Raw genomic sequence first — 23,798 nt, 5'->3', positions numbered from 1 at the left:
GGATGGAACTCCATGAGTGATCAGCAGTGTATTGATGAAATTATTGACGGCATCAATGCTGGGTTGTCATTAATGAAAATTGAAATGCAATTTCAAACAGTTGATGTTAATTTGACTGGAAGGCACGGGCGTACGCCGCTGATGTCGGCGGTGGTAAAAGGTTCCATTCAGATAGTCGAGTCGTTAGTGAGAAATGGCGCACTGTTGCAAGCGAGTGGTTTTAAGCAATTGACGGCCTTGCATGAGGCATCTGCGCATGGGGAGGTAGAGATTGCTAAGTATTTGATCTCACTCGGAGCTGTGATTGACGCGGTAAGTGATGATGGCGTAACCCCGCTAATGTGCGCAGCTGCTGCGGGCAACACTGGAGCAGTAGAGCTATTGTTGAGAAGTGGCGCAGACTGGAGAAAAAAAGAAAGTAAGGGAGCAACGGCTTCGGATATTGCACGAGAAAAGGACGAGGATAGTACAGCGGACCTGATTGATTCTTGGTCGAAACGGCACGAGCGGTGATTGATAGACTACCCGTAGAACGCTTCGGACTCCATGTATCAAAAGTTAAAGCAGCCTGGTTATCTCGCGCGGGTCTCGGACTGGGCATCTTGCTTGCAGCCGGCCTGTTCTACACCCTGATGCCGCTGTCCTCGGACCGCAACGTCGACGAGCACAGGAAAATGCAGACAATCGCCAAGCTGGAACTGGTGGGTCAGTCCCTGGATGAGTGGGTGACTCGCCAGGGGCGAGTGCCTGGCAATGACGAGGCGCTGGGTGTGCTGGAACTGCGTAAATCCCCAGTCTTGGACGGATGGGGGCACCCTCTGATCTACAAGGCAGTACCCGGCCATCATGGTGGCCGCAAGTTCCAATTGCGGTCAGCGGGTCCCAATGGCCTGGATGACGGTGGGGACGGCGACGATTTGACTCTACCTGCGCGGTAGATAACCTAGTGTTCTGCTGTTCCGCGCTGATGCGTGCCGTAGACCCAACCAATCACACCTTCGCCAACGCCTGCTCCAAATCCGCCTTCAGATCATTGATGTGCTCAATCCCCACCGACAAACGCACCATCCCCTCGCTCACCGCGGCCTTGGCCAGTTCCTCGGGATTGAGCTGGCGGTGCGTGGTCGATGCCGGGTGCGTAGCCAATGACTTCGCATCGCCGATATTCACCAGCCGGGTGAACAGCTGCAATGCGTCAAGAAAACGCGCCCCCGCAGCACGCGGATCGGCATCGCTGTTCTTCACCCCAAAGCTCAGAATGCCCGACGCGCGCCCGCCCAGCTGGCGCTGGACCAGCGCATGGTCCGGGTGGTCGGGCAGGCCGGCGTAGCGCACCCATTCGACCTTGGGGTACGCCTGCAGGTACTCGGCGATGCTCAAGGGCGATGCCGCAGATATGGTCGCTTGCGCGAACTGTGTTTGATAGGTGCATCCACGCTGGGCGATACTGCAGCCGTGAGTGTTGACCCAAGTCCTTCTCCCTGCTCTTTCCTGTTCCGATCCAGGTGTACTGGCGCCTGCTCAAAGGCTCGATGCATCACCCCAAGACCAAACAGCCTGCGCACCTTCCAGTACGACAGCCAGGAACGCCTGGAAAAAGTCACCACCGGCACGGGAGCAGACGCCCCCAGCACCCAGTACGCCCACAACGCCCTGGGCCAGCGCGTGTTCAAGACCGAGCCGCTGTTCGCCAGCGGATCAGGATCAGGTGGAACCACCAGCGGCAAGAACCTCAACAACCTCCTGGCCGACCCCGAAGACCAGGAAGAGCAAGCGGAGAGGGAACAAGACAAAGGCCTGATCCAGACCGCCTACGAATTCTTCACCCGCCTGTGGAGCCCCGGCAGCAGCGACGCGCAAAAGCTCGGCTTCGCTTATGTCTACGGCCAGGACGGCGCCCTGCTGGGCGAATACGGCATGGGCGGCAGCAACAGCACCGGCACCACCCAGTACATCTACCTGCCCACGGCCAACGGCCCCATGCCCATTGCCGCCATCGTCAATGGAGTCGCCTATGCCGTACACAGCGACCACCTGAACACCCCGCGCAAGCTCACCCAGCNACGAACAGCCCACCCTGGGATCGAAGCGCTTCACCAACGAAACCACCAACCCCACCACGGGCACCACCACCATCCCCGAGGTGACCTTCAACCTGCGCTACCCGGGGCAGTATTACGATAAGGAAAGCAACCTGCACTACAACTACTTCCGCAGCTACAGCGCGGAGCGGGGGCGGTATACGCAGGCGGATCCGATTGGGTTGGAGGGTGGGTTCAATCGGTTTGGATATGTGGAGGGGAATTCTCTAAATAATTTTGACTATTGGGGGCTTCGGCCACTAACTCAGCGTGAGAAGGATTTCTTGGAGCCGTATATTCCAAAAATCGACTTGGATAGTGCTGACATACGAGTTGGTGAAAAGCCGTTTTACACGCAAAACGGAGTGGATGCGATAACTCGTGGGAATGTAATTTATTTTACAGATCCAGGGCAAACATTTTGCACGCCAAAGGATTTGGCTTTATTGGGTCATGAATTATTTCACGTGGGGCAGTATCGTGAGGGAATGACTTGGCTGAGCTACCTGTTAGCCAGTAAAAACGGATATGAGAAAAATGCCTATGAAATACCGGCGCATGATTTGCATCGCAAAATTTACAGAGAGCTTAAGGCCTCGTGGAAGGAGTGAGTATGTCAAGAGTATTCGCGGTTTTATTTTTGATGCTCGTATTGGTAGGGTGCAATTTCAAGGTGGAGCGTGAAGCGGATTTGCGATTTTTTCGCATAAAAACAAATGAGCAAATATTGCAATTTCGTTCTTATTCGATTGATGAGCAGTATAGGCTGATGAGGGTTGGGAATGAAAATGTCCATCCGCCGCAAATTCATTTGATAAATGAGTTTGCCAAAAATGGAGAGCCTGCCGTGGCTCTTTTAGTAGCGCGGCTGAAGATTTCTGACGAAGATTTGGAGGTGCGTGATATTATTGCTGTTTTGGATGAAATGAATAATTCAAGGGTTTATATTGCCTCATCTCACCCCGCTTTAATGAGTCTCGCGCGTGAGCGGGTTGGTGCAATGAAGGGAATTTGGAAACCTTCTGTTGAGAAGGTGCTGAAAGGAATAGGGGGATGAGTTTTTTGATGGAAGGGCTTAAGGCGGGTGCGGGTAGGCGGCAACCTATAAAAAATCCATTCAATTCCGAGGCCTAAAAATACGAATTTCGATGGGAGGATTTTCTGTGTATTATTAATGCATCATGCATGCATCAAAGGATCCTCTGCATAAATCAACTTCAGTATGGTGTGCATCAATTAAATCAACGAGTTATAGCGGCGAATGAGCGAATAATCGATTTATGCAGACCTTCCCAAAGGGGTAGACTGTTGAGGGGGTTAACTGCAGCTCGTCTTCTGCGGAGAATTTGAGCGCAAGAAACTAAAGCTGTAGGTTAGCGGCAGATATAAAAAAAGGGCCATTCGCGTAGCCCCTTAAATCCGATTTGTGACGAGACAATACTTAATTGCAGAGGTCGTCGTCGGCAGGTCGACATCAAACCTTCGCCAGCGCCTGCTCCAAATCCGCCTTCAGATCACTGATGTGCTCAATCCCCACCGACAACCGCACCATCCCCTCACTCACCCCGGCCTTGGCCAGTTCCTCGGGATTGAGCTGGCGGTGCGTGGTCGATGCCGGGTGCGTGGCCAGTGACTTCGCATCGCCAATATTCACCAGGCGGGTGAACAGCTGCAATGCATCGAGAAAACGCGCCCCCGCAGCCCGCGGATCGGCATCGCTGTTCTTCACTCCAAAGCTCAGGATGCCCGATGCGCGCCCGCCCAGTTGGCGCTGGACCAGCGCATGGTCCGGGTGGTCGGGCAGGCCGGCGTAGCGCACCCATTCGACCTTGGGGTGGGCCTGCAGGTACTGGGCGATGGCCAGGGTGTTGTCGCAGATGCGGTCCATGCGCAGGGCCAGGGTTTCGATGCCTTGCAGGATCAAAAAGGCGTTCTGCGGTGCCAGCGCGGCACCCGTGTTGCGCAGGGGCACGACGCGGGCGCGGCCGATGAAGGCGGCGGGGCCCAGGGCTTCGGTGTAGACCACTCCGTGGTAGCTCACGTCGGGCTCGTTCAGGCGCGGGAAGCGGGCATTGTGCTGGCCCCAAGGGAACTTGCCGCTGTCCACAATCGCGCCGCCCACGCTGTTGCCGTGGCCGCCCAGGTACTTGGTGAGCGAGTGCACCACGATGTCGGCCCCGTGCTCGATGGGGCGCAGCAGGTAGGGGCTGGGCACGGTGTTGTCCACGATCAGCGGCACGCCATGGTCGTGGGCTACCTTGGCCAGGGCGGCGATGTCGGTGACGTTGCCCAGGGGGTTGCCGATGCTTTCGATGAAGATGGCCTTGGTGCGCGCGTCGATGTGCTGCGCAAAGCTGGCCGGGTCGCGCGGGTCGGCAAAGCGGGTGGTGATGCCTTGCTGGGGCAGGGTGTGGGCGAACAGGTTGTACGTGCCCCCGTAGAGCGTGCTAGCCGACACGATGTTGTCGCCCGCCTCGGCGATGGTCTGGATGGCGTAGGTGATGGCCGCCATGCCCGATGCCACGGCCAGCGCGGCAATGCCGCCCTCCAGCGCCGCGACGCGCTTTTCAAGCACGTCGTTGGTCGGATTCATGATGCGGCTGTAGATATTGCCCGGCACCTTGAGGTCGAACAGGTCGGCGCCGTGCTGCGCGCTGTCGAAGGCATAGGCCACCGTCTGGTAGATGGGTACGGCGACGGCCTTGGTGGTGGGGTCGGGGCTGTAGCCGGCGTGGACTACGAGCGTTTCGATCTGCATGAGGGTTTGTCTCTTGGAAGGGTTTGGTACGAAGGGGCCAAGCACCCCAATGGAGTGCCTGAACCATTCTTCCACCGCCCCTCCCGAGGCAGATCGAATCGTTTCGTATGTGCTTATGCGGCCAGTGACGGCAGGGGTGGACCTGCCAGGCTGGCGCCCCGCTCAGCTGCCCTGCTGCGGTCGCGTGCGGTAGAAGTTCAGCGGCGTCTCACGCGCCTGGCTGTTGAGCACCTGGCGCTTGATCTTGCCCACCACGTGCATCTCGCAGGGCTTGCAGTCAAAGCGCAGGGTCAGCTTTTCCTTGCCGTTGATGAGCATCAAGGGCTCGGCCTTGATGGTGCCCTGCACGCCGGTGACGCCCTTGGCCTGCTTGGGGCACAGGCTCATCGAGAAGCGCACGCAGTGCTTGGTGATCATGAGGCTGACTTCGCCTTCTTCCTCGTGCGCCTCATACGTGGCGTCTATCACCTTCACGCCGTGGCGCACGTAGAAGTCGTGCGCCTTGTGGTTGAACACGTTGCCCAGAAAGCTCAGCGTGTCCTCAGGGTACGGGGCCGGGGGCTCCACCGGGGTGGCGCGCTGCAGGCGCGTAAAACCCTTGGCGCGATTGGCCTCCAGGTCGGCCAGTGCGTCGCGGCGCAGGGCGTTGACGGCCGATGCGGGGATGAACCAGGGCTGCGAGAGCTGCAGGCCCACGTCGTTCACCGCGAAGATGGTGGCGCCAAAGCGGGCCAGGTGCTCGCGCAGGCTGGCCTCGGCTTTGGCGGCATCGGTGGCCGGCTGGTGCGCGTGGTCGAGTTGCGCGCCGCCGGCATAGCCGTCTTCGTCGGTCAGCGTGAGGGCAAAGCCGGTCGGCGTTTCGGACAGGTAGACCCATAGGCCGATGCGGCGGTCGCTTGACTTCTTGTCGAGCGTGCGCACCCAGTCCATGTCGCGGTTGCGGTTGATCTCGGTGCCCTTGCGCAGATCCTTGAAGCCCTCCATCGGATCCTTGGGGAACACGCGCCACTGCGTGGTGCTGCGCGGCGACACGGGCTCGGCCCGGTTGATGGCCATGCCCACCAGGTCCTTGTGCAGGTCGTAGTAGCACAGGCCGTCGCCGTTGTGCAGCACGGTGGCGGGGCTGCTCACTTCGAGCTCCACGAAATCGGCGCCCACCTTGGTCACCCAGCCGATGGCCTGGCCGGGGTTCTTGGGGGTGTCGAAGGCGCCGATGTCCTGCTTGCGGCCGGTGACGAAGTAGTCGGTGAACTCGCGGTTGAAGTTTTGCAGCGGGTCGGGTGTGAAGGTAAACGTGGTGCGCCCGCTCGACGAGCGCGACAGCGGGTGGCCCGAGGACTCGCGCTCTTGCATGATGCCGTCGATGAGGGTGCGGTAGTGGGCGGTGATGTTCTTCACGTAGCCCATGTCCTTGTAGCGGCCTTCGATCTTGAAGCTGCGCACGCCGGCATCGATCAGCGCGCGCAGGTTGTCGCTCTGGTTGTTGTCCTTCATGCTGAGCACGTGCTTGTCGTGCGCGATGAAGCGGCCCTGCGCATCGGTCACCTGGTAGGGCAGGCGGCAGGCCTGGCTGCAGTCGCCGCGGTTGGCGCTGCGGCCGGTCTGCGCATGGCTGATGTTGCACTGGCCGCTGTAGGCCACGCACAGCGCACCGTGGATGAAGAACTCGATGTTGGCGCGCCCCGGCGCGTCCACCGGGCCCAGGGCCTTGTGGACGGCTGCGATCTGCTGCACCGTGAGCTCGCGCGCCAGCACGATCTGCGACAGCCCCGCGTCCTGCAGAAAGCGCGCCTTCTCGGGCGTGCGGATGTCGGTCTGCGTGCTGGCATGCAGCTGGATGGGCGGCATGTCGATTTCGAGCAGGCCCATGTCCTGGATGATCAGCGCATCGGCACCGGCCTCGTACACCTGCCAGGCCATCTGGCGCGCGTCTTCCAGCTCATCGTCGCGCAGGATGGTGTTGAGCGTGATGAAGATGCGGCTGTTGAAGCGGTGTGCGTGGCGCACCAGGCGCGCAATGTCACGAATGTCGTTGCCCGCCCCGGCGCGCGCCCCGAAGGCCGGGCCGCCGATGTAGACGGCGTCGGCACCGTGGTTGATGGCTTCGATGCCAATGTCCGCGTCGCGCGCAGGCGCGAGCAGTTCGAGCTGGTGGGGCAGGAGCGACATGGGGCGTGATTATCCCAGCGCCCGCTACTCCCGGTCCAATGGGATTCCAATTAGCTCGACTAATGCTGTATGCAATTCTGTTGTGCAAGTCTGATGTGCCGAAGTCGGGATAGGATGGCGGCGCCTGGCCTGTCCCTCTGGTCAGCGCGCTCTCCCTTGTCCTTGCTCATCCGGAGTTTTGCCTGTGTCCTTTGCTTCCCGTTCGCGCTTTCACCTTTCTCTGGTTGCTGCTGCAGCCGCCACCGTTGCCTGCACCGCCGCCCTGGCGCAGGACGTGCAGGTCGTCAAGATTGCCCATGCGGGCCCGCTGTCGGGCGGCATTGCCCACATCGGCAAGGACACGGAAAACGGCGTGCGCCTGGCGCTGGATGACCTGAACGCGCAGAACCTGGTGATTGGCGGCAAGATGATCAAGTTCGAGATCGCTGCCGAAGACGATGCGGGCGACCCGCGCCAGGCCACGGCCGTGGCGCAGAAACTGTGCGACATGAAGGTGGCCGGCGTGGTGGGCCACCTGCAGTCGGGCACCTCCATCCCCGCCGCATCGGTGTACGACAAGTGCGGCGTGCCGCACATCACGGCTGCGGCCACCAACCCCGACCTGACCAAGCCCGGCTACAAGACCACCTACCGCCTGATCGCCAACGACAGCGCGCTGGGTGCGGCACTGGCCATCTTCGCGGCCGACCACCTGAAGCTCAAGTCCGTGGCCATCATCGACGACCGCACGGCCTATGGCCAGGGCGTGGCTTCGGTCTTCAAGGCCACGGCGCAGCAAAAGGGCCTCACGGTGGTGGGCGAGGAGTTCACCACCGACAAGGCCACGGACTTCATGGCCATCCTCACCGCCATCAAGAACAAGAAGCCCGATGCCATCTTCTACGGCGGCCTCGACGCGCAGGCCGGCCCCATGCTGCGCCAGATGGAACAGCTGGGCCTGGGCGGCGTGAAGTTCTTTGGCGGCGATGCGCTGTGCACCGAGAAGCTGCCCGAGCTGTCGGGCAAGACGCCGGCCCTCAAGAACGTGACCTGCGCCACGGGCGGCGCATCGGTGGCCAAGATGCAGGGCGGCGCCGACTGGAAGAAGCGCTACGACGCCAAGTTCCCCGGCCAGTTCCAGATCTACAGCCCCTACGCCTACGACGCGGCCATGGTGCTGGTCGATTCGATGAAGCGCGCCAACTCGGTGGACCCCAAGGTGTTCATCCCCTTCATCGGCAAGACCGAGTACAAGGGCGTGACGGCGAACATCGCCTTCACAAACAAGGGCGAGCTGACGACCCCGGCCGTGACGCTGTACACGTACAAGGACGGTAGCCGCGTAGCACTGAACTGATCTTTCAGGGCGCGGTTCTGGACCGCCCTGCGCGCAAGGCTCCAGGGCTGGTGCCGTAGTGCCTGCGGAACAATCGTGCCAGGCTGCTGGCATTGCCAAGGCCCACCTCGTCGGCAATGGCGGCCAGGCTGTGGTGCGAATTGGTCACGCGCCAGTGGGCGTGCTCCATGCGCATCTTCGTCCAGTGGTCATGGGCGCTCATGCCCATCTGCTCGGCAAACAGCCGGTCCAGCTGCCGGCGGCCGATGCCGATGCGCTCGGCCAGGTCCGCCACTGTAAGGCCATCGGCCAGGGCGCTGCGCATCAGCGCCACGGCGCGCGACAGGTGGCGGGTGAGGTCGGGTCCACCGCCTTCCATCGACTGCAGGTGGTGCGCCTGGTGCCGGGGCGCGTCCACCAGCATATCGGCCAGGCCCTTGAACGCGCGCACCCGGCCGCAGTGGCGTGAGAGCAGTTCCACCGCCATGTCGATGGCAGCCGTGCCGCCCGCGCAGGTGATGCGGTCGCGGTCAAAACAATAGATCTCCTCGCTGGCCACTGCGATGCGCGGAAAGGCCTCGCGGAACTCGGCCACATGGCGCCAGTGCAGGGCCACGCGGTGGCCCTTGAGCAGCCCCGCCTCAGCCAGCAGAAAGCTGGCGTTGTCGATGGCCACGAGAGGCAGGCCCCACGATGCCGCCTTGCGCAGCAGCGGGCCGTAGGCCTGCACGTACCCGCGCGAGGCCTGCACCGTGCGGCTGCCAAAGACCACCAGGTAGTCGAATGCCGCCAGGTCCACGGCATCGGCCGTGGTGTCCATGTTCACCTGCACGCCGCTGCTGGAGAGCACGGGCGCATCATCGATGCCCAGCAGCGACCAGGCGCAGTAGCGCTGGCGGCTGTGGTCCTCGTCGTCGGCCGAAAAGCGCAGCTTGTCCAGAAAGCCGCCAAAGGGCAGCAGCGCGAAGTCGGGCAGCGGCAGGAGCAGCAGGCGCACGTCGGGGCGGGGCAGGGGGCTGGGGGCGCTCATGGGGGAGTCCAGTTTGGTATTGATAATAGCCAAATTCGATGCCATATGGACGACCCCACCCACCTAGACTGCAGACCATATTCAAGAAGATGGTGACGCAATGGAACTGAAAATCTGGCTGGTCTACCTGCTCGCGGTCATCGGCCTGTCGCTGACCCCCGGCCCCAACAGCCTGCTGGTGCTGGCCCATGGCGCCCTGCACGGGCGGGCGCGCACGCTGTGGACCATTGGCGGCGGGGCGGTGGGTTTCGTGGCGCTGATCGGGCTGTCCATGTTGGGCATCGGCGCGCTGCTGCAATCGTCGGCCCATGCGCTCACGGTGATGAAATGGGTGGGCGGCGCCTATTTGGTATGGCTGGGCATCCAGCTGTGGCGGGCGCCGGCCATGCAGCTGGAGGCCTTGCCGAGTGCCCGGGGCGAGCGGGTGGTCACGGGCGGCAGGCTGTTTCGGCAAGGACTGCTGGCCGCCATCTCCAACCCCAAGGTGCTGCTGTTCTACGGTGCGTTCCTGCCGCAGTTCATCGTGCCGGGGCGTGATCTGTGGCTGCAGTTCGTGGTCATGGCGGGCACCTTCGCTGTGGTGGAGTGCCTGGTGGAGTTTGGCCTGGCCAGCTTGGCGCACCGCATTCGCCCCTGGCTGCAGCGCACGGGGCGCAAGTTCAACCGCGCCTGTGGGGCCTTGTTCGGGCTGATGGGAGCTGCGTTGCCGATGACGCATTGACCTCCTCCACCGCCGTCCCGGTTTACAGTGCGGGCTGCACAGTAAAACAAGCGGCTGACAAAACTCAGCGAAGCGGTTTNCGCTGCGTCGCAGGCAGTACGGTAGTACGACAAGACGCAGCAACGACGCCAGAAGAGTTTTGTCAGTCGCGTACCGGGAGCAGGGAATGCGTGGATTGTTTGGTTTGGTGGGGCTGGTCGTGGTGCTGGCCATCGTGGGCTTCGTCGCCAAGAAGCAGTTGTCGGCCACGCGCGCGCCTGCGGCGGCGCTGCAACAGGCGCCCATCGCGGGCACCGGTGCATCGGCCCCGGTGATCAACCCCACGGGCAATGTGCGCGAGCAGAGCCAGCAGGTGCAGCAACAGGTCCAGCAGCAGCTCGATGACATCATGAAGCAGCGCGCGCAGGCCCTGCCGGACGCCGACAAGTGACGGGCGTGGCCGTGGTGCTCACCGACGAGGACGGCATACGCCTGGCGCTGGCCGAAGCGCGTGCCGCCGCAGAGGCTGGCGAGGTGCCTGTGGGCGCCGTGGTCGTCAAGGACGGCCAGGTGATCGCCACCGGCCGCAATGCCCCCGTGCAGGCCAACGACCCCACGGCGCATGCCGAGATCGTGGCCCTGCGCGCGGCCGCGCAGCACTTGGGCAACTACCGGCTCGACGGCTGCACGCTCTATGTCACGCTGGAGCCCTGCGCCATGTGCAGCGGCGCCATGCTGCATGCGCGGCTGGCGCGCGTGGTGTTCGGCGCCACCGAGCCCCGGACCGGCGCTGCGGGCTCGGTGCTGGACCTGTTTGCCCACACCGCCATCAACCACCAGACGGGTGTGCAGGGCGGGGTGCTGGCGGCCGAATGCAGCGCGCTGCTCACCGGTTTTTTTGGCGCACGGCGCAGCCAGCAGCGTGCCGACGCGCTGGCACGCCACCCGCTGCGCGACGACGCACTGCGCACGCCCGAGGCGGCCTTTGCCGACCTGCCCGGCTACCCCTGGGCCCCCAACTACGTGAGCGACCTGCCCAGCCTGGCCGGCCTGCGCCTGCACTACCTGGATGAAGGCCCGCAGGATGCACCGCGCACCTGGCTGTGCCTGCATGGCAACCCGGCCTGGAGCTACCTGTACCGCCACATGCTGCCCGTGTGGCTGGCGGCGGGCGACCGGGTGGTGGCGCCCGACCTGATCGGCTTTGGCAAGAGCGACAAGCCCAAGAAGGAGGCCGCGCACCGCTTCGAGTGGCACCGCCAGGTGCTGCTGGAGCTGGTGGAGCGCCTCAACCTGCAGCGCACCGTGCTGGTGGTGCAGGACTGGGGCGGCATTCTGGGGCTTACGCTGCCCATGGACTGCCCTGAGCGTTTCAAGGGCCTGCTGGTGATGAACACGCTGCTCGCCACCGGCGACGTGCCGCTGCCGCAGGGCTTTGTGGACTGGCGTGCCATGTGCCGCGACAAGCCGCTGTATGGCGTGGGCCGATTGCTGGGGCGCGGCAATCTTCAGCTCTCGCCGGCCGAGTGCGCAGCGTACGACGCGCCTTTCCCGGACAAGGGTTACCGTGCCGCGCTGCGTGCCTTCCCCGAGCGGGTGCCTGCCGGTCCGGGGGACGAGGGCGCCGCAGTCTCGCGCCAGGCGCGCGATTTCTGGCAGCAACGGTGGCAGGGCCAGAGCCTGATGGTGGTGGGCGCGCAGGACCCGGTGCTGGGCCTGGCGACCATGCAGGCGCTGCAACCCAACATCCGCGGCTGCCCCGAACCGGTGGTTCTGCCGCAGGCCGGGCACTTCGTGCAGGAGCATGGCCGGGGCATTGCCGAACGGGCTGTGGAATACTTCGCACCCTGACCGCACGCCAGCGCCGCTCTTTGCGGCCCGCCAGCGGCATACCATTCCACGGAGCAGGCCCGACACCGGCGCCTGAACGCTTTGCACAACGATCACGACCACCACCATCACGACCACGCCGATTGCAACCACGACCATGGTCCCAAGCACATCTATATCTACTCGCCGTCCAGCGCCGTGCGCGACAAGGCGGCCTTCAAGCGCGGCATTGCCCGCCTCAAGGCCCTGGGCCATGAGGTGGAGGTGGATGTGGACGCGCTGGCCAGCCACACCCGTTTTGCCGGCGACGACGACACCCGCCTGGCCGCCATCCACCGCGCGGCCGCCAGCGGCGCGCAGGTGGCGCTGATCTCGCGTGGGGGCTATGGGCTCTCGCGCATTCTGCCGGGCATCCGCTACAAGGCGGTGGCCAAGGCCATCGGCAAGGGCATGAAGTTCGTCGGTCTGAGCGATTTCACGGCCTTCCAGAATGCGCTGCTGGCGCAGACCGGCGCCGTGAGCTGGGCCGGCCCCGCCCTGGGCGCCGACTTCGGCGTCGCGGGCGAGCCCGACGACATCATGGAGGCCTGCTTCGACGACCTGCTTACCGGCCACGGCGAAGGCGCGGGCTGGCGCATGCACCGCGAAAAGCCCCATGCCACCACCGGCAAGCCGGCCGTGCCCGACATCTACGTGAAGAGTGCCCAGCTGTGGGGCGGCAACCTGGCGGTGCTGGCATCGCTGGTGGGCACACCCTACCTGCCCAGCGTGAAGGGCGGCATCTTGTTCCTGGAAGACGTGAACGAGCACCCCTACCGCATCGAGCGGCTGCTGACGCAGTTGCTGCACGCGGGCGTGCTGGCGCAGCAAAAGGCCGTGGTGCTGGGCCAGTTCACCCAGTTCAAGCTGGTGCCGCACGACAAGGGCTACAAACTGCAATCGGTGGTGGACTGGCTGCGCAGCCAGATCAAGGCGCCGGTGCTCACCAACCTGCCGTTCGGGCATGTGGAGACCAAGGTGCTGCTGCCCGTGGGGGCTACGGTGTCACTGTCGGTGGAAGAGCGCGACGCGCTGATTTATTGGGGGCATCTGTAGGCCCTGCACAAAGGCGCCGCGCGACGCAGGGGCTTGCCGCTCAGGATGCCGACGACGCGCGTGCCACCGGCGTACCCAAGGCGCGCGGCAACAGACCCTGGAACAGGAGTGTCACCTGCGCGATGACGTTTTTGGCAGAAGGCTCGCCCTGCAAGGGGACCAGGGTGCTCTGCAGGTCGGTGCGCAGGTACCACAGCGCCTCGATGTCGCCTGCATAGCGCAGGCGGATGTTCATGCGCGCCACTTCGCAGCCGGAAAAGCCCGACAGGCTGCCGATCATGGCGCGGCGCACTTCCTCCAGTTGCTGGTCACGCACCCAGGCGGTCGACGCGGGTGCGTCACGGCCGATCAGGCCGTGCAGACTGCTGCCGCGTACGTAGGGTTTGTTCCAGCGCATGGAATGGTTCTTCACCATAAATAAGTAACAAGGGACTCAAGGTACGTGGCCGACTGCGCAAATGCAAGGGGGCCGCTCCCGCTTTTCGCATAAAGCCAACAAGCCTCGATAGCTTTTTGCAAACAATTGCAAACTTTCGATTTGTTTTTGAATGTAGTACGAATGGATTAAGCAGAAGTCATGCCCGGTGCTCTGAACGCTTCGAACCATCCACCGGCAGCTGCTTGCAAAGCGCTGCTGGCCTGTGAATGCGGGCTAAAAGCCTGCCGTGTGGCTGCGCCAGCAAAGACCGCCCGGCCGGGCCGCCGTGGCCTCTGCGCAGGGCCGTTGCCAGGCGTGTGCAGCCGCAGTGGCGCCATGCGCTCTGTGGGCGCTTGAACTAAACTGATTCACATGAAGTTACCTGCGCTTGCGTACCCATGACGGTTTTATCGACGGTGGTCTTTGCCGACATTTCCGGCAGTACGTCGTTGTACGAGACGCTGGGGAACGAGCGCGCCACCGAAGCGGTGACGCAGCTGACCCAGTGGATCGCCGACACCATCGAAGCCAATGCCGGCCGCGTCGTCAAGAAACTGGGCGATGGGGTGCTGGGCATCTTTGGCGATGCCGCCGGTGCCGTTTCGGCCATGGCCGAGATGCAGCGCATGCACCTGGTGCGGCTGGACCGCTGGCCCCACCCCCTGCGCATGGACATCCGCGTGGGCGTGGCCAGTGGCGAGGTGGTGGATGTCGATGGCGATTGCTATGGTGACGCCGTGAACGTGGCCTCTCGCCTGTGCGAGCGGGCCGGCCCGTCCGAGATCTGGGCCACCGAAACGGCGGTACTGCTGGCAGGCGCTGCGGCCTCGGTCTGGTACCGCAAGCTGGGGATGATGGAAATCCGTGGCAAGGCCGAAACCCTGATGCTCTACCAGGTGGAGTGGCGCCAGGACGAGGAGCCCGACTCGCTCACCATGCAGTCGGCGCTGATCAGCAGTTTCTCGCCCGTCGATTCCATCCTGGGGCAGATCCAGTTCTCCTGGCATGGGGTGGACCTGTCGTTCAGCTCGGCCGATGCCCCCGTGCATGTGGGCCGAGCCACCGAGATGCAGCTGCGCATCAATGACCCCCGCGTGTCGCGCCTGCACGCCCGCATCGACTGGCGCAACAGCGGTTTCGTGCTGACCGACATGAGCAGCTTCGGCACCTGGGTGCGCTTCGAGGGCAGCGACTCGCCCGTGCGCCTGCGCCGCGATGCCTGCATCCTGCACGGCACGGGGGAGATTGCGCTGGGCGTCTCTTTCAGCGAGTCCACTGCGCCCAAGATGCGCTTCCAGGTGGTGGGCGGCAACGTGCATCTCGGCTGAGGGCTGGAATGCCGTCTGCGGGCTGGCGAGGATCGGTGCGCTTTCAGCGCCTGCGTACGTTCTGACACAATCGCCGGCACAAGAAAACCCGAGACAAGACAGGACGCAACAATGGCGTGGATCAAGAAAACGGCCGTGGGCCTGGTGGCTGCGGCCTTGCTGGCGGGTGCGGGCGCTGCCATCTACGTGCAGCGCACGTTTGCGGTGGTGGACGGCAAGATCACCGTCGCCGGCCTGGCCCAGCCCGTGAGCGTGCGGCGCGACGGCGCGGACGTGACGCACATCGGCGCGCAAAGCCCGCAGGATGCCTGGTTCGCCATGGGCTATGTGCATGCGCAGGAGCGCACCTGGCAGCTGGAGTTCAACCGCCGTGTGATGCATGGCCAGCTCTCCGAAGTGTTTGGCGAAGCCACGCTGGAGACCGACAAGCTCATGCGCTCGCTGGACATCTTGGGCACGGCGCGCAAGCAGTACGCCGGTTTGCCCCTGTACGCCCGCGAGGCGCTGCAGGCCTACAGCAAGGGCATCCATGCCTTCCACAAGGACCGACCGCAGGCCCTGCCGCCCGAGTTCCTGGTGCTGGGTGTGAAGCCCGGCGGCGAGGCCGGCGCGGTGTGGGAGCCCGAGGACAGCGTGGGCTGGGCGCTGATGATGGCGCTGGACCTGGGCGGCAACTGGGGCAATGAATTCGCGCGCCTTTCCGTGGCCCGCACGCTCGATACCGACCGGCTGTGGCAGCTGATGCCGCCATACCCGGGCGAGCCACCCGCCGCATCGGCCGACCTGGCGGCGCTGTACCGGCAACTGGGCGTTTACCGCAGCGATGCCGCTGCCGCCGCGCCCAGCGCCGGTCTGGCCCGTGGCGCCGCGCTGCAGGCCCGAAAGCCCGACGCTGCGCCTGCGGCAGAGCAGGGCGGCAACCCGCTCTCGCGCCAGATCAGCGCCGGCATGCTGGCCTGGGCCGATGAGCTGACGCACAACGCTGGCACCAGCGATGGCAAGGGCAGCAACAACTGGGTGGTGGCAGGTTCACGCACCGAAAGCGGCAAGCCCCTGCTGGCCAACGATCCCCACCTCTCCCTGAGCGCGCCTGCCATCTGGTACTTCGCGCGCCTGCAGGCACCGGCCGGCAAGGCGTCGGACGGTTCGCCGATCGCCGCCATCGATGCCATGGGTGCCACCCTGCCGGGCCTGCCCTTCGTGGTGCTGGGCCGCACCGCCAGCGTGGCCTGGGCCTTCACCAACACCAGCCCCGACGTGCAGGACCTGTACCTGGAGCAGATCAACCCGGCGGACGCCACGCAGTACCGCACGCCCGAAGGCTGGGCGCCGTTCGCCGTGCGCAAGGAGACCATCCGCGTCAAGGGCAAGCCCGACGTGGAGATCGCCATGCGCAGCACGCGCCACGGCCCGGTGCTCAGCGATGCACAGAGGTCGCACGCCGACGTGCTCGACCTCAAGAAGTACGTGCTGGCCCTGCGCTGGACGGCGCTGGAGGCGGACAACCAGACCGTGCTGGCGGGACTGATGGTCAACCAGGCCACCACGGTGGAGGACCTGTTCGCCGCCTTTGAGTACCACCAGGCGCCCATGCAGAGCGTGCTGGCGGCCGACGTGAGTGGGCGCATCCGCTTCCAGGCCATGGGCCGCGTGCCCGTGCGTGCGCCGGACAATGACATCCGCGGCGTGGCCCCATCGCCCGGTTGGGACGCGCGCTACGACTGGAAGGGCTGGCTGCCGCTGGACCAGACCCCGCAGGACGAGGGCGCCAAGGGCTGGATCGCCACGGCCAACCAGCGCGTCACGCCGCCCGGCTACCCCCACTACCTGGCGCAGGACTGGGTGCTGCCCTACCGCTACGAGCGCATCGCCGAGCTGATCGAGGCGCGCCCTCGGCACACGGCTGCCAGCCTGCAGGCCATCCAGCTCGACATCACCTCGCTGGCCACCCGGCGCCTGCTGCCGTACCTGCAGCAGGCCCAATCCAGCCACCCGCTGGCCGGCAGGGCGCAGGCCCTGCTCAAGGACTTTGACGGCGTGATGGACGCCGGGCGTGCAGCGCCACTGGTGTTTGCCGCCTGGGCCGACGAGCTGGCGCGTGGTGTGATCATTCCGCGCATTGGCGAGGCACGCTTTGCCGCCACCTATGGCAAGCGCGACTACCGCGCCGGCATCGAAGGCATCCTGCAGCGCAACGACACCTGGTGGTGCCAGCCCTCCACCTGCGCGGAGCAGGCCGGCGCCGCCCTGGGCCGTGCGCTCGATCGCCTGCAGGCCGCCTATGGCGCCGACCCGGCCGCGTGGCGCTGGGGCGATGCCCACCCCGCGCTCAGTGCCCACCGGCCTTTTGGCAGTGTGGCGGCATTGGCGCGCTTCTTCGACGTGAGCGTGCCGTCGAACGGCGACGGCTACACCGTGAACGTGGGTCAGTACAACGCGGGCGAGGCTAAGGGCCCGTTCGCCAACCGCCATGCCGCGTCGCTGCGCGCCATCTACGACCTGGCGGACCTGGAAAAATCGACCTTCATCTACCAGACGGGGCAAAGCGGCCTGGTCTTCTCGCCGCGCTACCGCGACATGGCGACCGCCTGGGCGGGGGCTGGCACCCGGCTGCTGCAGCGCCAGCCAGCGCGCTTCAGCCACTCCCTGACGCTCGCGCCGGCGCCTTGAGCCAAGAACAGTTTCCAAGGATTTCCATGGGTTTCGTACCGTTGATCGACGTGACCCGGGGCGCCCTGGTCGAATGCCAGCACTGGGGTGCCGTGGCCGTGGCCAACCGCGAGGGCAGGCTGCTCACCCAGGTGGGCGACCCGCAGTCGGTGGTGTTCACGCGCTCCACCATCAAGGCCTTCCAGGCGCTGCCCTTCATGCAGTCGGGCGGTGCCCGTGCGCTGGGCTGGGGCCCTGCCGACTTGGCGCTGCTGTGCGCCAGCCACAACGGCGAGCCCATGCATGTGGCGCAGGTGGAGCACATGCTGGCCAGCGTGGGGCAAACCCACCACGCGCTGCGCTGCGGCTGCCACCGGCCGCTGTTTGCCGAGCTGGGGCTCGGCTCCCTGCCGGCGGACTTCGTGCCCGACGAACGCCACAACAACTGCAGCGGCAAGCACGCCGGCTTCGTCGCTTACTGTGTGCAGCAGGGCCTGCCGCTGGACGACCACCTGGACCCCGGGCACCCGCTGCAGGCAGCGATCCGTGGCTATGTGGCCCAGGCCGTGGGGTTGGAAGTGAATGACCTGGCCGCCGGCACCGACGGCTGCTCGGCCCCGAACTACGCCATGCCGCTGGCCAACCTGGCGCGCGGCTATGCACGCCTGGCCGGCGGTGCGCCGGACACCGATCTCGACGAGAGCCTCACGGCGCTGGCCGATGCCATGGTGGCGCGGCCCGAGCTGGGCTCGGGCACGGGGCGGCACGACCTCGACTTCATGCGCGTGGGCGCGGGCGACTGGGTCTCCAAGACCGGGGCCGATGGCGTGCAGGTGGTGGGCAGCCGCAGCCGGGGCGAGGCCTTCGCGCTCAAGATCATGGACGGCAACATGCCGGCCCAGGTGGCGGCCGCTGTTGAAGTGATGGACCAGCTCGGCTGGCTCAGCGATGCGCAGCGCTCTGCGCTGGCCCCTCGCCGCTCGGCGCACCTGGTCAATCCGAAGGGGATCGAGGTGGGTACCCGCCGGCCGGTGTTCAGGCTCGGTACCGCTGCAGCCTGACGCGAGGCTCAGGAGGGCAGGTTGGCGAGAGGGTAGGCCGCATCCGCTGCCGGGAAAAAGGTGGCGAACGGCTCCGAGTCCGGCAACACGTACACCACCCCCGCCTCGCGCCCGAACCAGGGCGCAACGCAGCGGTTGTAGAACTCGGCGGGCGAATTCACGCAGCCATTGCTGATGCGTCGCTCTGCCAGCACGGGGCTGGCCAGGCGCTGCACGCGGCGCTCGGCCGGGGCGCCGCGCACACGGTGCAGCGAGACGGCGGCATCGTAGTCGATCCACACGATGTCGTGGCCCTGCAGGTTGCTGCCGGGCTCGCTCACGAAGCGGCCGGCTGGCGTGGTGCGCTCGTGCGGCCGGATCTGTGACAGCGGCTTCTGGCCGATGCCGGGTGCTGAGCGGTCGCCCAGGGCCGAGCCCAGCAACACCGGCGCGCTGCCGGCATAGCCGCCGCCGGGGCCGAACACGTGGATGGTGGCGGCAGGCTTGTCGATCACGGCAAAGGCCATGCCCTGGTGGTTGGCGCTGGCACTGGCCCAGCGCACCAGCCGCTGCGCATCCACCGAGGCGCCCGAGCGGCTCCAGGGGTCAGCCGCCGCCAGGGCAGCGGGTGACCAGGCGGCCGCTGCCAGCCAGGCCCCGGCGCTGGCCAGCAGGGCGCGGCGCGGCACGGCGCAGGGCCGCTGCGCGCTTGAAAGCGTCAAAATTTCACGGAGAGCGGGGTTGGTAGCGGTGGACAAGGTCATGGTGCCCCCCAATCGTAGCGGTTTGTGCCAATAATGGCGCCACCCGCGACTTCCGCAAGGCCCCCGGGCCTGTGACCACCATGTTCGATCGCATTCGCCAGGCTTTTGCCGGCACCGCCGCCGACGCTGATTCCACTCTGGGCCATGCGGGGCCGGTCACCGGCGCGCAACTGGCCCGCTGGATCGCAGAGCAGGGCTTGCACAGCGTGCCGCAGCCGGTCGAAGGCCATTTCGACGTGGGGGGCGACATACTGGGCCGCCCCTGGCGGCTGGAGGGCAGCACCTCCACGCGCGACTACATCCTGGGGCTGGAACTGCGCGGGCGCGCCGACGTGGATGCCGACCCCGACGCCGCCGTGCTGGTGCTCAACCGCCCGCTGCGCGACGCGCTCGAGCGCCATGCCTACAACGCCATCACCGACAGCCTGCAGACCAGCGTGGACGCGCGCCTGCCGGAGGAGATGCGCTGGCTGTCCATGTTCGACGAGGTGTCCTGGCCCGAGTTGCCTGGCTCGTTCCGGCGCCATTTCGCCGTGGTGGCCGAGCGCATCGAGCATGCCGAGCGCTGGATCCACGCGCACCTGGTGTCCGAGCTGCTCAACGCGCTAGAGGGCGAGCAGGGCGCGCTGCGCTCGGAAACCCCCATGGTGCTGATGCTTGCGCGCGGCCGGGTCTACCTGCGCACCGAGCACACGCGCCGCTCCCTGTCCGAAATCGTCCATGCCCGTTCGGTGCTGCTGACGGCAGCCCAGGCCGCCGCGCAGCACCTGCCGGCACCGCCGGTGGACCTGGATTCCTGACCTGCGGTCCCTCCTTCAGGGGCAGGCTTCTGCGAATCTCCCGCCTGCGGCGCCGGGGCTCGCAGTGCTCCTATCATCAGGGCCTGCGTTCCATAGAGATTTCGAATGACCACACCCTCTGTCCGCGCCATTGGCGGGACCACCCCTTACACCGTAACTCTGGTCGATGAGGCCGGGCATACCTGGCTGGGCGACGAGCCTGCGGAGATGGGCGGGGCCGATGCCGGGCCTTCCCCCTTCCACCTGCTGCTGTCGAGCCTGGGGGCGTGCACCGTCATCACCCTGCAGATGTTCGCTGCGCGCAAGCAATGGCCTTTGGCCGGTGTGGAGGTGGCCCTGCAGCTCAACCCCGCCGGCACGCCCGCCAGCGGCAGCGACATCACGCGCACGATCACTTTGTCGGGCGCGCTGAGCGAGGAGCAGCGCGAGCGCCTGTTGCAGGTGGCCAATGCCTGCCCGGTGCACAAGCTGCTGACCGGTGAGGTGCGCATCGCTTCTGCACTCGCTGAACCAAGCTGACGCCGTGCGCCAGCGCAGACCCCCCGCGCTGCGCGCAGGGGCAGGGCTTGCTCAGCTGCCGCGCGTGATGGGCACGCCGGCATCGCGGCCGTAGGCGCCGTACTTGCCCAGCTCCCACTTGGCGATGGCGTTGCGGTGCACTTCGTCCGGGCCGTCGGCAAAGCGCAGGGTGCGCGCACCGGCGTAGGCGTAGGCCAGCGGGAAGTCGTCGCACATGCCGCCGCCGCCATGCACCTGCATGGCCCAGTCGATGACCTGGCAGGCCATGCTCGGGGCCACCACCTTGATCATGGCGATCTCGGTCTTGGCGACCTTGTTGCCGGCCACGTCCATCAGCCATGCGGCCTTCAGGGTCAAGAGGCGCGCCATGTCGATCTTGCAGCGGGCCTCGGCAATGCGTTCCTGCGTCACGGTCTGCTGGGCCACGCTCTTGCCGAAGGCGATGCGCGAGCTGGCGCGCTTGCACATCAGTTCCAGCGCGCGCTCGGCCAGGCCGATCAGGCGCATGCAGTGGTGGATGCGTCCAGGGCCAAGGCGCCCCTGGGCGATCTCGAAGCCGCGGCCCTCGCCCAAGAGGATGTTGGAGACCGGCACGCGCACGTTCTCGAAGGTCATCTCCACATGGCCGTGGGGGGCGTCGTCGTAGCCGAACACATTGAGCGGACGGATGATGGTGATGCCCTTGGCATCGGCGGGCACCAGCACCATGCTCTGCTGCGAATGGCGGGGGGCGTCGGGGTCGCTCTTGCCCATGGTGATGAATACGGCGCAGCGCGGGTCGGCCGCGCCCGAGATCCACCACTTGCGGCCGTTGATCACGTACTCGTCGCCATCGCGCTCGATGCGCGTCTCGATGTTGGTGGCATCGCTCGATGCGACGTCGGGTTCGGTCATCGCGAAGGCCGAGCGGATCTTGCCCTCCAGCAGCGGCTTGAGCCAGCGCGCCTTGTTGGCATCGTCACCGTAGCGGGCAATGGTTTCCATGTTGCCAGTGTCGGGCGCCGAGCAGTTGAACACTTCGCTGGCCCATGGCACGCGGCCCATGATTTCGGCCAGGGGGGCGTATTCCTGGTTGGTCAGACCGGCGCCGGCGTAGCCCGACGCGGCGGCGCTGTCCACCGGCAGGAACAGGTTCCACAGGCCGGCGGCCTGGGCCTTGGGCTTGAGGTTCTCGATGGTGGACAGGGCCGTCCAGCGCTTGCCTGCGGCCGTGTTGGCCGCCAGCTCGTTCTTGTACGCCGCCTCGTTGGGGTAGACATGCTCGTCCATGAACTGGAGCAGTCGGGCCTGCAGGTCCTTGGTCTTGGGGGAATAGTCAAAGTCCATGGGGGTCTCCGTTGGTAATCGGTGGGGTGTGTTCTCAACTGCGCTGGGCGAACGACCAGGCCAGCTGGGCCATGGGCCGCGCGGTGTCGCCCGAGGCCTTGGCCTGGGCGCTGGAGGCGGTGCCGGCCTCCACCCGCTTGGCAATGCCCTGCAGGATGGCGGCGATGCGGAACATGTTGTAGGCCATGTAGAAGTTCCAGTCGGCACGCAGTGCTTCGGGCGTGGTGATGCCGGTGCGTTCGCAGTACAGGCGGATGTAGCTGTCCTCGTCGGGGATGCCCAGCGCCGCGATGTCCATGCCCGCAATGCCGCGGCCCATTCCGGCGGGGATGTGCCAGCTCATGCAGTGGTAGCTGAAATCGGCCAGCGGGTGGCCCAGGGTGGACAGCTCCCAGTCGAGCACGGCGATCACGCGCGGCTCGGTGGGGTGGAACATCAGGTTGTCCAGACGGTAGTCGCCATGCACGATGGAGACATGGCCCTCGTCGCGCGCGCTGGCCGGCATGTGCGCGGGCAGCCATTCCATGAGCTTGTCCATCTCGGGGATGGGCTGGGTGATGGAGGCCACGTACTGCTTGCTCCAGCGGCCGATCTGGCGGTCGAAGTAGTTGCCCGGCTTGCCATAGCTGGCCAGGCCCCGCTCGGCGAACTTCACGCTGTGCAGCGCGGCGATCACGCGGTTCATCTCGTTGTAGATGTCGCCGCGCTCAGCGGGCGTCATGCCGGGCAGCGATTGGTCCCAGAGCACGCGGCCCTGCATGCATTCCATGATGTAGAAGGCGCGGCCGATCACCGACTCGTCCTCGCACAGCACGTGCATGCGCGGCACGGGCACGTCGGTACCCGCCAGGCCGCTCATCACCGCGAACTCGCGCTCCACCGCGTGGGCCGAGGGCAGCAGCTTGGCCACCGGGCCGGGCTTGGCGCGCATCACGTAGCTCGCCTTTGGGGTCACCAGCTTGTAGGTGGGGTTGGATTGCCCGCCCTTGAACATCTCCACCGTCATCGGGCCTTCGAAGCCCTGCATGTGGGCGGTGAGCCAGGCGGTAAGGGCCTCGACGTCGAATGCGTGCTGCTCCGACACCGCGCGGGTGCCGACGAAGTGGTCAAAATTGCTCATGGGTGTTCTGTCCTCACGCCGATTGCGTCGGCGTGCTTGTCCCGGCCTGCCGTGGTCGACAGGTGTTGTGAAGAGGGGCTGCGCAGCAGGGTCCCAGGCTTTGAAAATTCAGGTGTCCGCGTCGGCTATGCGCATCAGCGCTTCTCGGTCGCGAATCACGAGGCCGCCCGGCTCGATGCGGATGGCGTCCTCGCGCTCCATCGACTTGAGTTCCTGATTCACACGCTGGCGCGATGCGCCCAGCAACTGCGCCAGTTCTTCCTGCGCCAGTTGCAGGCCGATGCGCATCTCGCTGCCGTCCGACAGGCTGGGCACCCCATAGCTGCGCACCAGGTGCACCAGCTGCTTGGCCAGGCGCGAGCGCAGGGGCAGGGTGTTGAGGTCTTCCACCAGCCCGAAGAGCTGGCGTATGCGCCGTGCGTGCAGGCGCAGCATGGCTTCGTAGAGCTCGGTGTGCGCCGCCAGGATCTTGCGAAAGTCGGCCTTGGCCACGCACAGGATGGTGGTGTCCCCATGGGCATAGGCATCGTGCGTGCGCCGGTCCCCGTCGAAGATCGCCACGTCGCCGAACCAGATGCCCGGCTCCACGTAGGTCAGCGTGATCTGCTTGCCCGAGATGGAGGTGGAGCTCACCCGCACCGCACCGCGCGCGCACGCAATCCACTCCTCGGGCGGGTCCCCGCGGGCGGCTATGAGGCCGCCATCCTTGAAGCGTTTGACGTAGGCACATCGGAGGATGTCGTGGCGTAGAGAAGGTGATAGGGATGAAAACCAGCGACCTGAGTTGATCGCTTCACGTTCTTCGATGGTAAGAATCGGGTCGTCCATGGCCTGTCTTTTGCGTGACTAGAAACAG

At 65.4% G+C, this 23,798-nt stretch carries 23 protein-coding genes; 14 read left to right on the top strand and 9 right to left on the bottom strand.

The genetic code is table 11. The features are described 5' to 3' along the window. The first annotated feature begins 12 nt into the window (after positions 1-12). The gene (locus ASE28_RS31220) at positions 13-513 is read left to right on the top strand and encodes an ankyrin repeat domain-containing protein (RefSeq protein WP_082607961.1); all 501 of its coding nucleotides are present in this window, start codon (positions 13-15) and stop codon (positions 511-513) included. Next, on the top strand, positions 489-938 hold the full coding sequence (locus ASE28_RS31930; protein ID WP_157421906.1) for a type II secretion system protein GspG: 450 nt from the start codon (positions 489-491) through the stop codon (positions 936-938). The genes ASE28_RS31220 and ASE28_RS31930 overlap by 25 nt, the downstream gene beginning before the upstream one ends. A 52-nt stretch (positions 939-990) precedes the next feature. Here ASE28_RS31930 and ASE28_RS06885 read toward each other — a convergent pair whose 3' ends face one another. After that, positions 991-1,446: a PLP-dependent transferase gene (locus ASE28_RS06885; RefSeq protein ID WP_369818129.1), complete on the bottom strand. Its 456-nt coding sequence runs from the start codon at positions 1,444-1,446 to the stop codon at positions 991-993. Between the two features lie 697 nt (positions 1,447-2,143). Between ASE28_RS06885 and ASE28_RS33530 the strand changes: the two genes are divergently transcribed. Further along, positions 2,144-2,692 (top strand): RHS repeat-associated core domain-containing protein, encoded by a 549-nt coding sequence (locus ASE28_RS33530; RefSeq protein ID WP_082607959.1) that lies wholly within the window; start codon positions 2,144-2,146, stop codon positions 2,690-2,692. Positions 2,693-2,694: 2 nt separating this feature from the next. Beyond that, positions 2,695-3,138: a hypothetical protein gene (locus ASE28_RS31925; protein WP_157421904.1), complete on the top strand. Its 444-nt coding sequence runs from the start codon at positions 2,695-2,697 to the stop codon at positions 3,136-3,138. Positions 3,139-3,555: 417 nt separating this feature from the next. Here the strand turns inward: ASE28_RS31925 and ASE28_RS06875 are convergent, their stop codons facing one another. Beyond that, positions 3,556-4,839, bottom strand: a complete 1,284-nt coding sequence (locus tag ASE28_RS06875) for an O-acetylhomoserine aminocarboxypropyltransferase/cysteine synthase family protein (RefSeq protein ID WP_057265737.1) — start codon at positions 4,837-4,839, stop codon at positions 3,556-3,558. 162 nt (positions 4,840-5,001) lie between these two features. Further along, entirely contained in the window at positions 5,002-7,008 is a 2,007-nt protein-coding gene (locus ASE28_RS06870; protein WP_057265735.1) for a U32 family peptidase, read from the bottom strand. A gap of 184 nt (positions 7,009-7,192) precedes the next feature. On the opposite strand from ASE28_RS06870, the gene ASE28_RS06865 reads away from it, so the two are divergent. Next, complete coding sequence (locus ASE28_RS06865) at positions 7,193-8,344, top strand: branched-chain amino acid ABC transporter substrate-binding protein (protein ID WP_369818128.1); 1,152 nt, start codon at positions 7,193-7,195, stop codon at positions 8,342-8,344. A 4-nt stretch (positions 8,345-8,348) separates the two neighbouring features. On the opposite strand, the gene ASE28_RS06860 is transcribed toward ASE28_RS06865, so the two are convergent. Further along, the gene (locus ASE28_RS06860; RefSeq protein WP_057265733.1) at positions 8,349-9,353 is read right to left on the bottom strand and encodes a GlxA family transcriptional regulator; all 1,005 of its coding nucleotides are present in this window, start codon (positions 9,351-9,353) and stop codon (positions 8,349-8,351) included. A gap of 100 nt (positions 9,354-9,453) precedes the next feature. Between ASE28_RS06860 and ASE28_RS06855 the strand changes: the two genes are divergently transcribed. The 4 genes from ASE28_RS06855 (at position 9,454) to ASE28_RS06840 (ending at position 12,978) form a co-directional block, all read left to right on the top strand. After that, positions 9,454-10,074, top strand: coding sequence for a LysE family translocator (locus tag ASE28_RS06855; protein ID WP_057265731.1), 621 nt, complete (start codon positions 9,454-9,456; stop codon positions 10,072-10,074). A gap of 166 nt (positions 10,075-10,240) precedes the next feature. Then, on the top strand, positions 10,241-10,504 hold the full coding sequence (locus ASE28_RS06850) for a hypothetical protein (protein ID WP_057265729.1): 264 nt from the start codon (positions 10,241-10,243) through the stop codon (positions 10,502-10,504). Between the two features lie 5 nt (positions 10,505-10,509). Beyond that, positions 10,510-11,904, top strand: a complete 1,395-nt coding sequence (gene tadA / locus ASE28_RS06845) for a tRNA adenosine(34) deaminase TadA (protein WP_200963915.1) — start codon at positions 10,510-10,512, stop codon at positions 11,902-11,904. Between the two features lie 81 nt (positions 11,905-11,985). Next, a complete protein-coding gene (locus tag ASE28_RS06840; protein ID WP_057265727.1) occupies positions 11,986-12,978 on the top strand; it encodes an LD-carboxypeptidase in 993 nt (330 codons plus the stop codon). 40 nt (positions 12,979-13,018) lie between these two features. Here ASE28_RS06840 and ASE28_RS06835 read toward each other — a convergent pair whose 3' ends face one another. Beyond that, positions 13,019-13,375 (bottom strand): hypothetical protein, encoded by a 357-nt coding sequence (locus ASE28_RS06835; RefSeq protein WP_057203834.1) that lies wholly within the window; start codon positions 13,373-13,375, stop codon positions 13,019-13,021. A gap of 419 nt (positions 13,376-13,794) precedes the next feature. Between ASE28_RS06835 and ASE28_RS06830 the strand changes: the two genes are divergently transcribed. The 3 genes from ASE28_RS06830 (at position 13,795) to ASE28_RS06820 (ending at position 18,434) form a co-directional block, all read left to right on the top strand. Beyond that, complete coding sequence (locus tag ASE28_RS06830; protein WP_057265725.1) at positions 13,795-14,724, top strand: adenylate/guanylate cyclase domain-containing protein; 930 nt, start codon at positions 13,795-13,797, stop codon at positions 14,722-14,724. Between the two features lie 111 nt (positions 14,725-14,835). Further along, on the top strand, positions 14,836-17,394 hold the full coding sequence (locus tag ASE28_RS06825) for a penicillin acylase family protein (RefSeq protein ID WP_057265723.1): 2,559 nt from the start codon (positions 14,836-14,838) through the stop codon (positions 17,392-17,394). Positions 17,395-17,420: 26 nt separating this feature from the next. Beyond that, on the top strand, positions 17,421-18,434 hold the full coding sequence (locus tag ASE28_RS06820) for an asparaginase (protein WP_057265720.1): 1,014 nt from the start codon (positions 17,421-17,423) through the stop codon (positions 18,432-18,434). 8 nt (positions 18,435-18,442) lie between these two features. Here ASE28_RS06820 and ASE28_RS06815 read toward each other — a convergent pair whose 3' ends face one another. Next, positions 18,443-19,177 carry a hypothetical protein gene (locus tag ASE28_RS06815; protein WP_057265718.1) on the bottom strand — a complete coding sequence of 245 codons (735 nt, stop codon included), beginning with the start codon at positions 19,175-19,177 and terminating at the stop codon, positions 18,443-18,445. 80 nt (positions 19,178-19,257) lie between these two features. Between ASE28_RS06815 and ASE28_RS06810 the strand changes: the two genes are divergently transcribed. Both ASE28_RS06810 and ASE28_RS06805 read left to right on the top strand, forming a co-directional pair. Then, positions 19,258-19,977, top strand: a complete 720-nt coding sequence (locus tag ASE28_RS06810) for a hypothetical protein (RefSeq protein WP_057265871.1) — start codon at positions 19,258-19,260, stop codon at positions 19,975-19,977. Positions 19,978-20,082: 105 nt separating this feature from the next. Continuing rightward, positions 20,083-20,496, top strand: coding sequence for an OsmC family protein (locus ASE28_RS06805; protein WP_057265715.1), 414 nt, complete (start codon positions 20,083-20,085; stop codon positions 20,494-20,496). Positions 20,497-20,547: 51 nt separating this feature from the next. Here the strand turns inward: ASE28_RS06805 and ASE28_RS06800 are convergent, their stop codons facing one another. The 3 genes from ASE28_RS06800 to ASE28_RS06790 form a co-directional block, all read right to left on the bottom strand. After that, positions 20,548-21,822 (bottom strand): acyl-CoA dehydrogenase family protein, encoded by a 1,275-nt coding sequence (locus ASE28_RS06800; protein WP_057265713.1) that lies wholly within the window; start codon positions 21,820-21,822, stop codon positions 20,548-20,550. Positions 21,823-21,856: 34 nt separating this feature from the next. After that, the gene (locus ASE28_RS06795; protein ID WP_057265712.1) at positions 21,857-22,942 is read right to left on the bottom strand and encodes a phosphotransferase; all 1,086 of its coding nucleotides are present in this window, start codon (positions 22,940-22,942) and stop codon (positions 21,857-21,859) included. Positions 22,943-23,050: 108 nt separating this feature from the next. Then, positions 23,051-23,770, bottom strand: coding sequence for a Crp/Fnr family transcriptional regulator (locus ASE28_RS06790; protein ID WP_057203564.1), 720 nt, complete (start codon positions 23,768-23,770; stop codon positions 23,051-23,053). Positions 23,771-23,798 lie beyond the last annotated feature (28 nt).

The organism is Acidovorax sp. Root219, assembly GCF_001428665.1.
GTDB lineage: Bacteria > Pseudomonadota > Gammaproteobacteria > Burkholderiales > Burkholderiaceae_C > Acidovorax.
Note: the sequence above shows the minus strand (reverse complement) of the source record. Positions and strands in the feature narration are given on the sequence as shown.

Bases quoted from the DNA above. Each gene is read 5' to 3' on its own strand.
- ASE28_RS31220 (WP_082607961.1), top strand. From the start codon at position 13: ATGAGTGATCAGCAGTGTATTGATGAAATTATTGACGGCATCAATGCT.
- ASE28_RS31925 (WP_157421904.1), top strand. From the start codon at position 2,695: ATGTCAAGAGTATTCGCGGTTTTATTTTTGATGCTCGTATTGGTAGGG.
- ASE28_RS06875 (WP_057265737.1), bottom strand. From the start codon at position 4,839: ATGCAGATCGAAACGCTCGTAGTCCACGCCGGCTACAGCCCCGACCCC.
- ASE28_RS06870 (WP_057265735.1), bottom strand. From the start codon at position 7,008: ATGTCGCTCCTGCCCCACCAGCTCGAACTGCTCGCGCCTGCGCGCGAC.
- ASE28_RS06860 (WP_057265733.1), bottom strand. From the start codon at position 9,353: ATGAGCGCCCCCAGCCCCCTGCCCCGCCCCGACGTGCGCCTGCTGCTC.
- ASE28_RS06855 (WP_057265731.1), top strand. From the start codon at position 9,454: ATGGAACTGAAAATCTGGCTGGTCTACCTGCTCGCGGTCATCGGCCTG.
- ASE28_RS06850 (WP_057265729.1), top strand. From the start codon at position 10,241: ATGCGTGGATTGTTTGGTTTGGTGGGGCTGGTCGTGGTGCTGGCCATC.
- ASE28_RS06835 (WP_057203834.1), bottom strand. From the start codon at position 13,375: ATGCGCTGGAACAAACCCTACGTACGCGGCAGCAGTCTGCACGGCCTG.
- ASE28_RS06830 (WP_057265725.1), top strand. From the start codon at position 13,795: ATGACGGTTTTATCGACGGTGGTCTTTGCCGACATTTCCGGCAGTACG.
- ASE28_RS06825 (WP_057265723.1), top strand. From the start codon at position 14,836: ATGGCGTGGATCAAGAAAACGGCCGTGGGCCTGGTGGCTGCGGCCTTG.
- ASE28_RS06820 (WP_057265720.1), top strand. From the start codon at position 17,421: ATGGGTTTCGTACCGTTGATCGACGTGACCCGGGGCGCCCTGGTCGAA.
- ASE28_RS06815 (WP_057265718.1), bottom strand. From the start codon at position 19,177: ATGACCTTGTCCACCGCTACCAACCCCGCTCTCCGTGAAATTTTGACG.
- ASE28_RS06810 (WP_057265871.1), top strand. From the start codon at position 19,258: ATGTTCGATCGCATTCGCCAGGCTTTTGCCGGCACCGCCGCCGACGCT.
- ASE28_RS06805 (WP_057265715.1), top strand. From the start codon at position 20,083: ATGACCACACCCTCTGTCCGCGCCATTGGCGGGACCACCCCTTACACC.
- ASE28_RS06800 (WP_057265713.1), bottom strand. From the start codon at position 21,822: ATGGACTTTGACTATTCCCCCAAGACCAAGGACCTGCAGGCCCGACTG.
- ASE28_RS06795 (WP_057265712.1), bottom strand. From the start codon at position 22,942: ATGAGCAATTTTGACCACTTCGTCGGCACCCGCGCGGTGTCGGAGCAG.
- ASE28_RS06790 (WP_057203564.1), bottom strand. From the start codon at position 23,770: ATGGACGACCCGATTCTTACCATCGAAGAACGTGAAGCGATCAACTCA.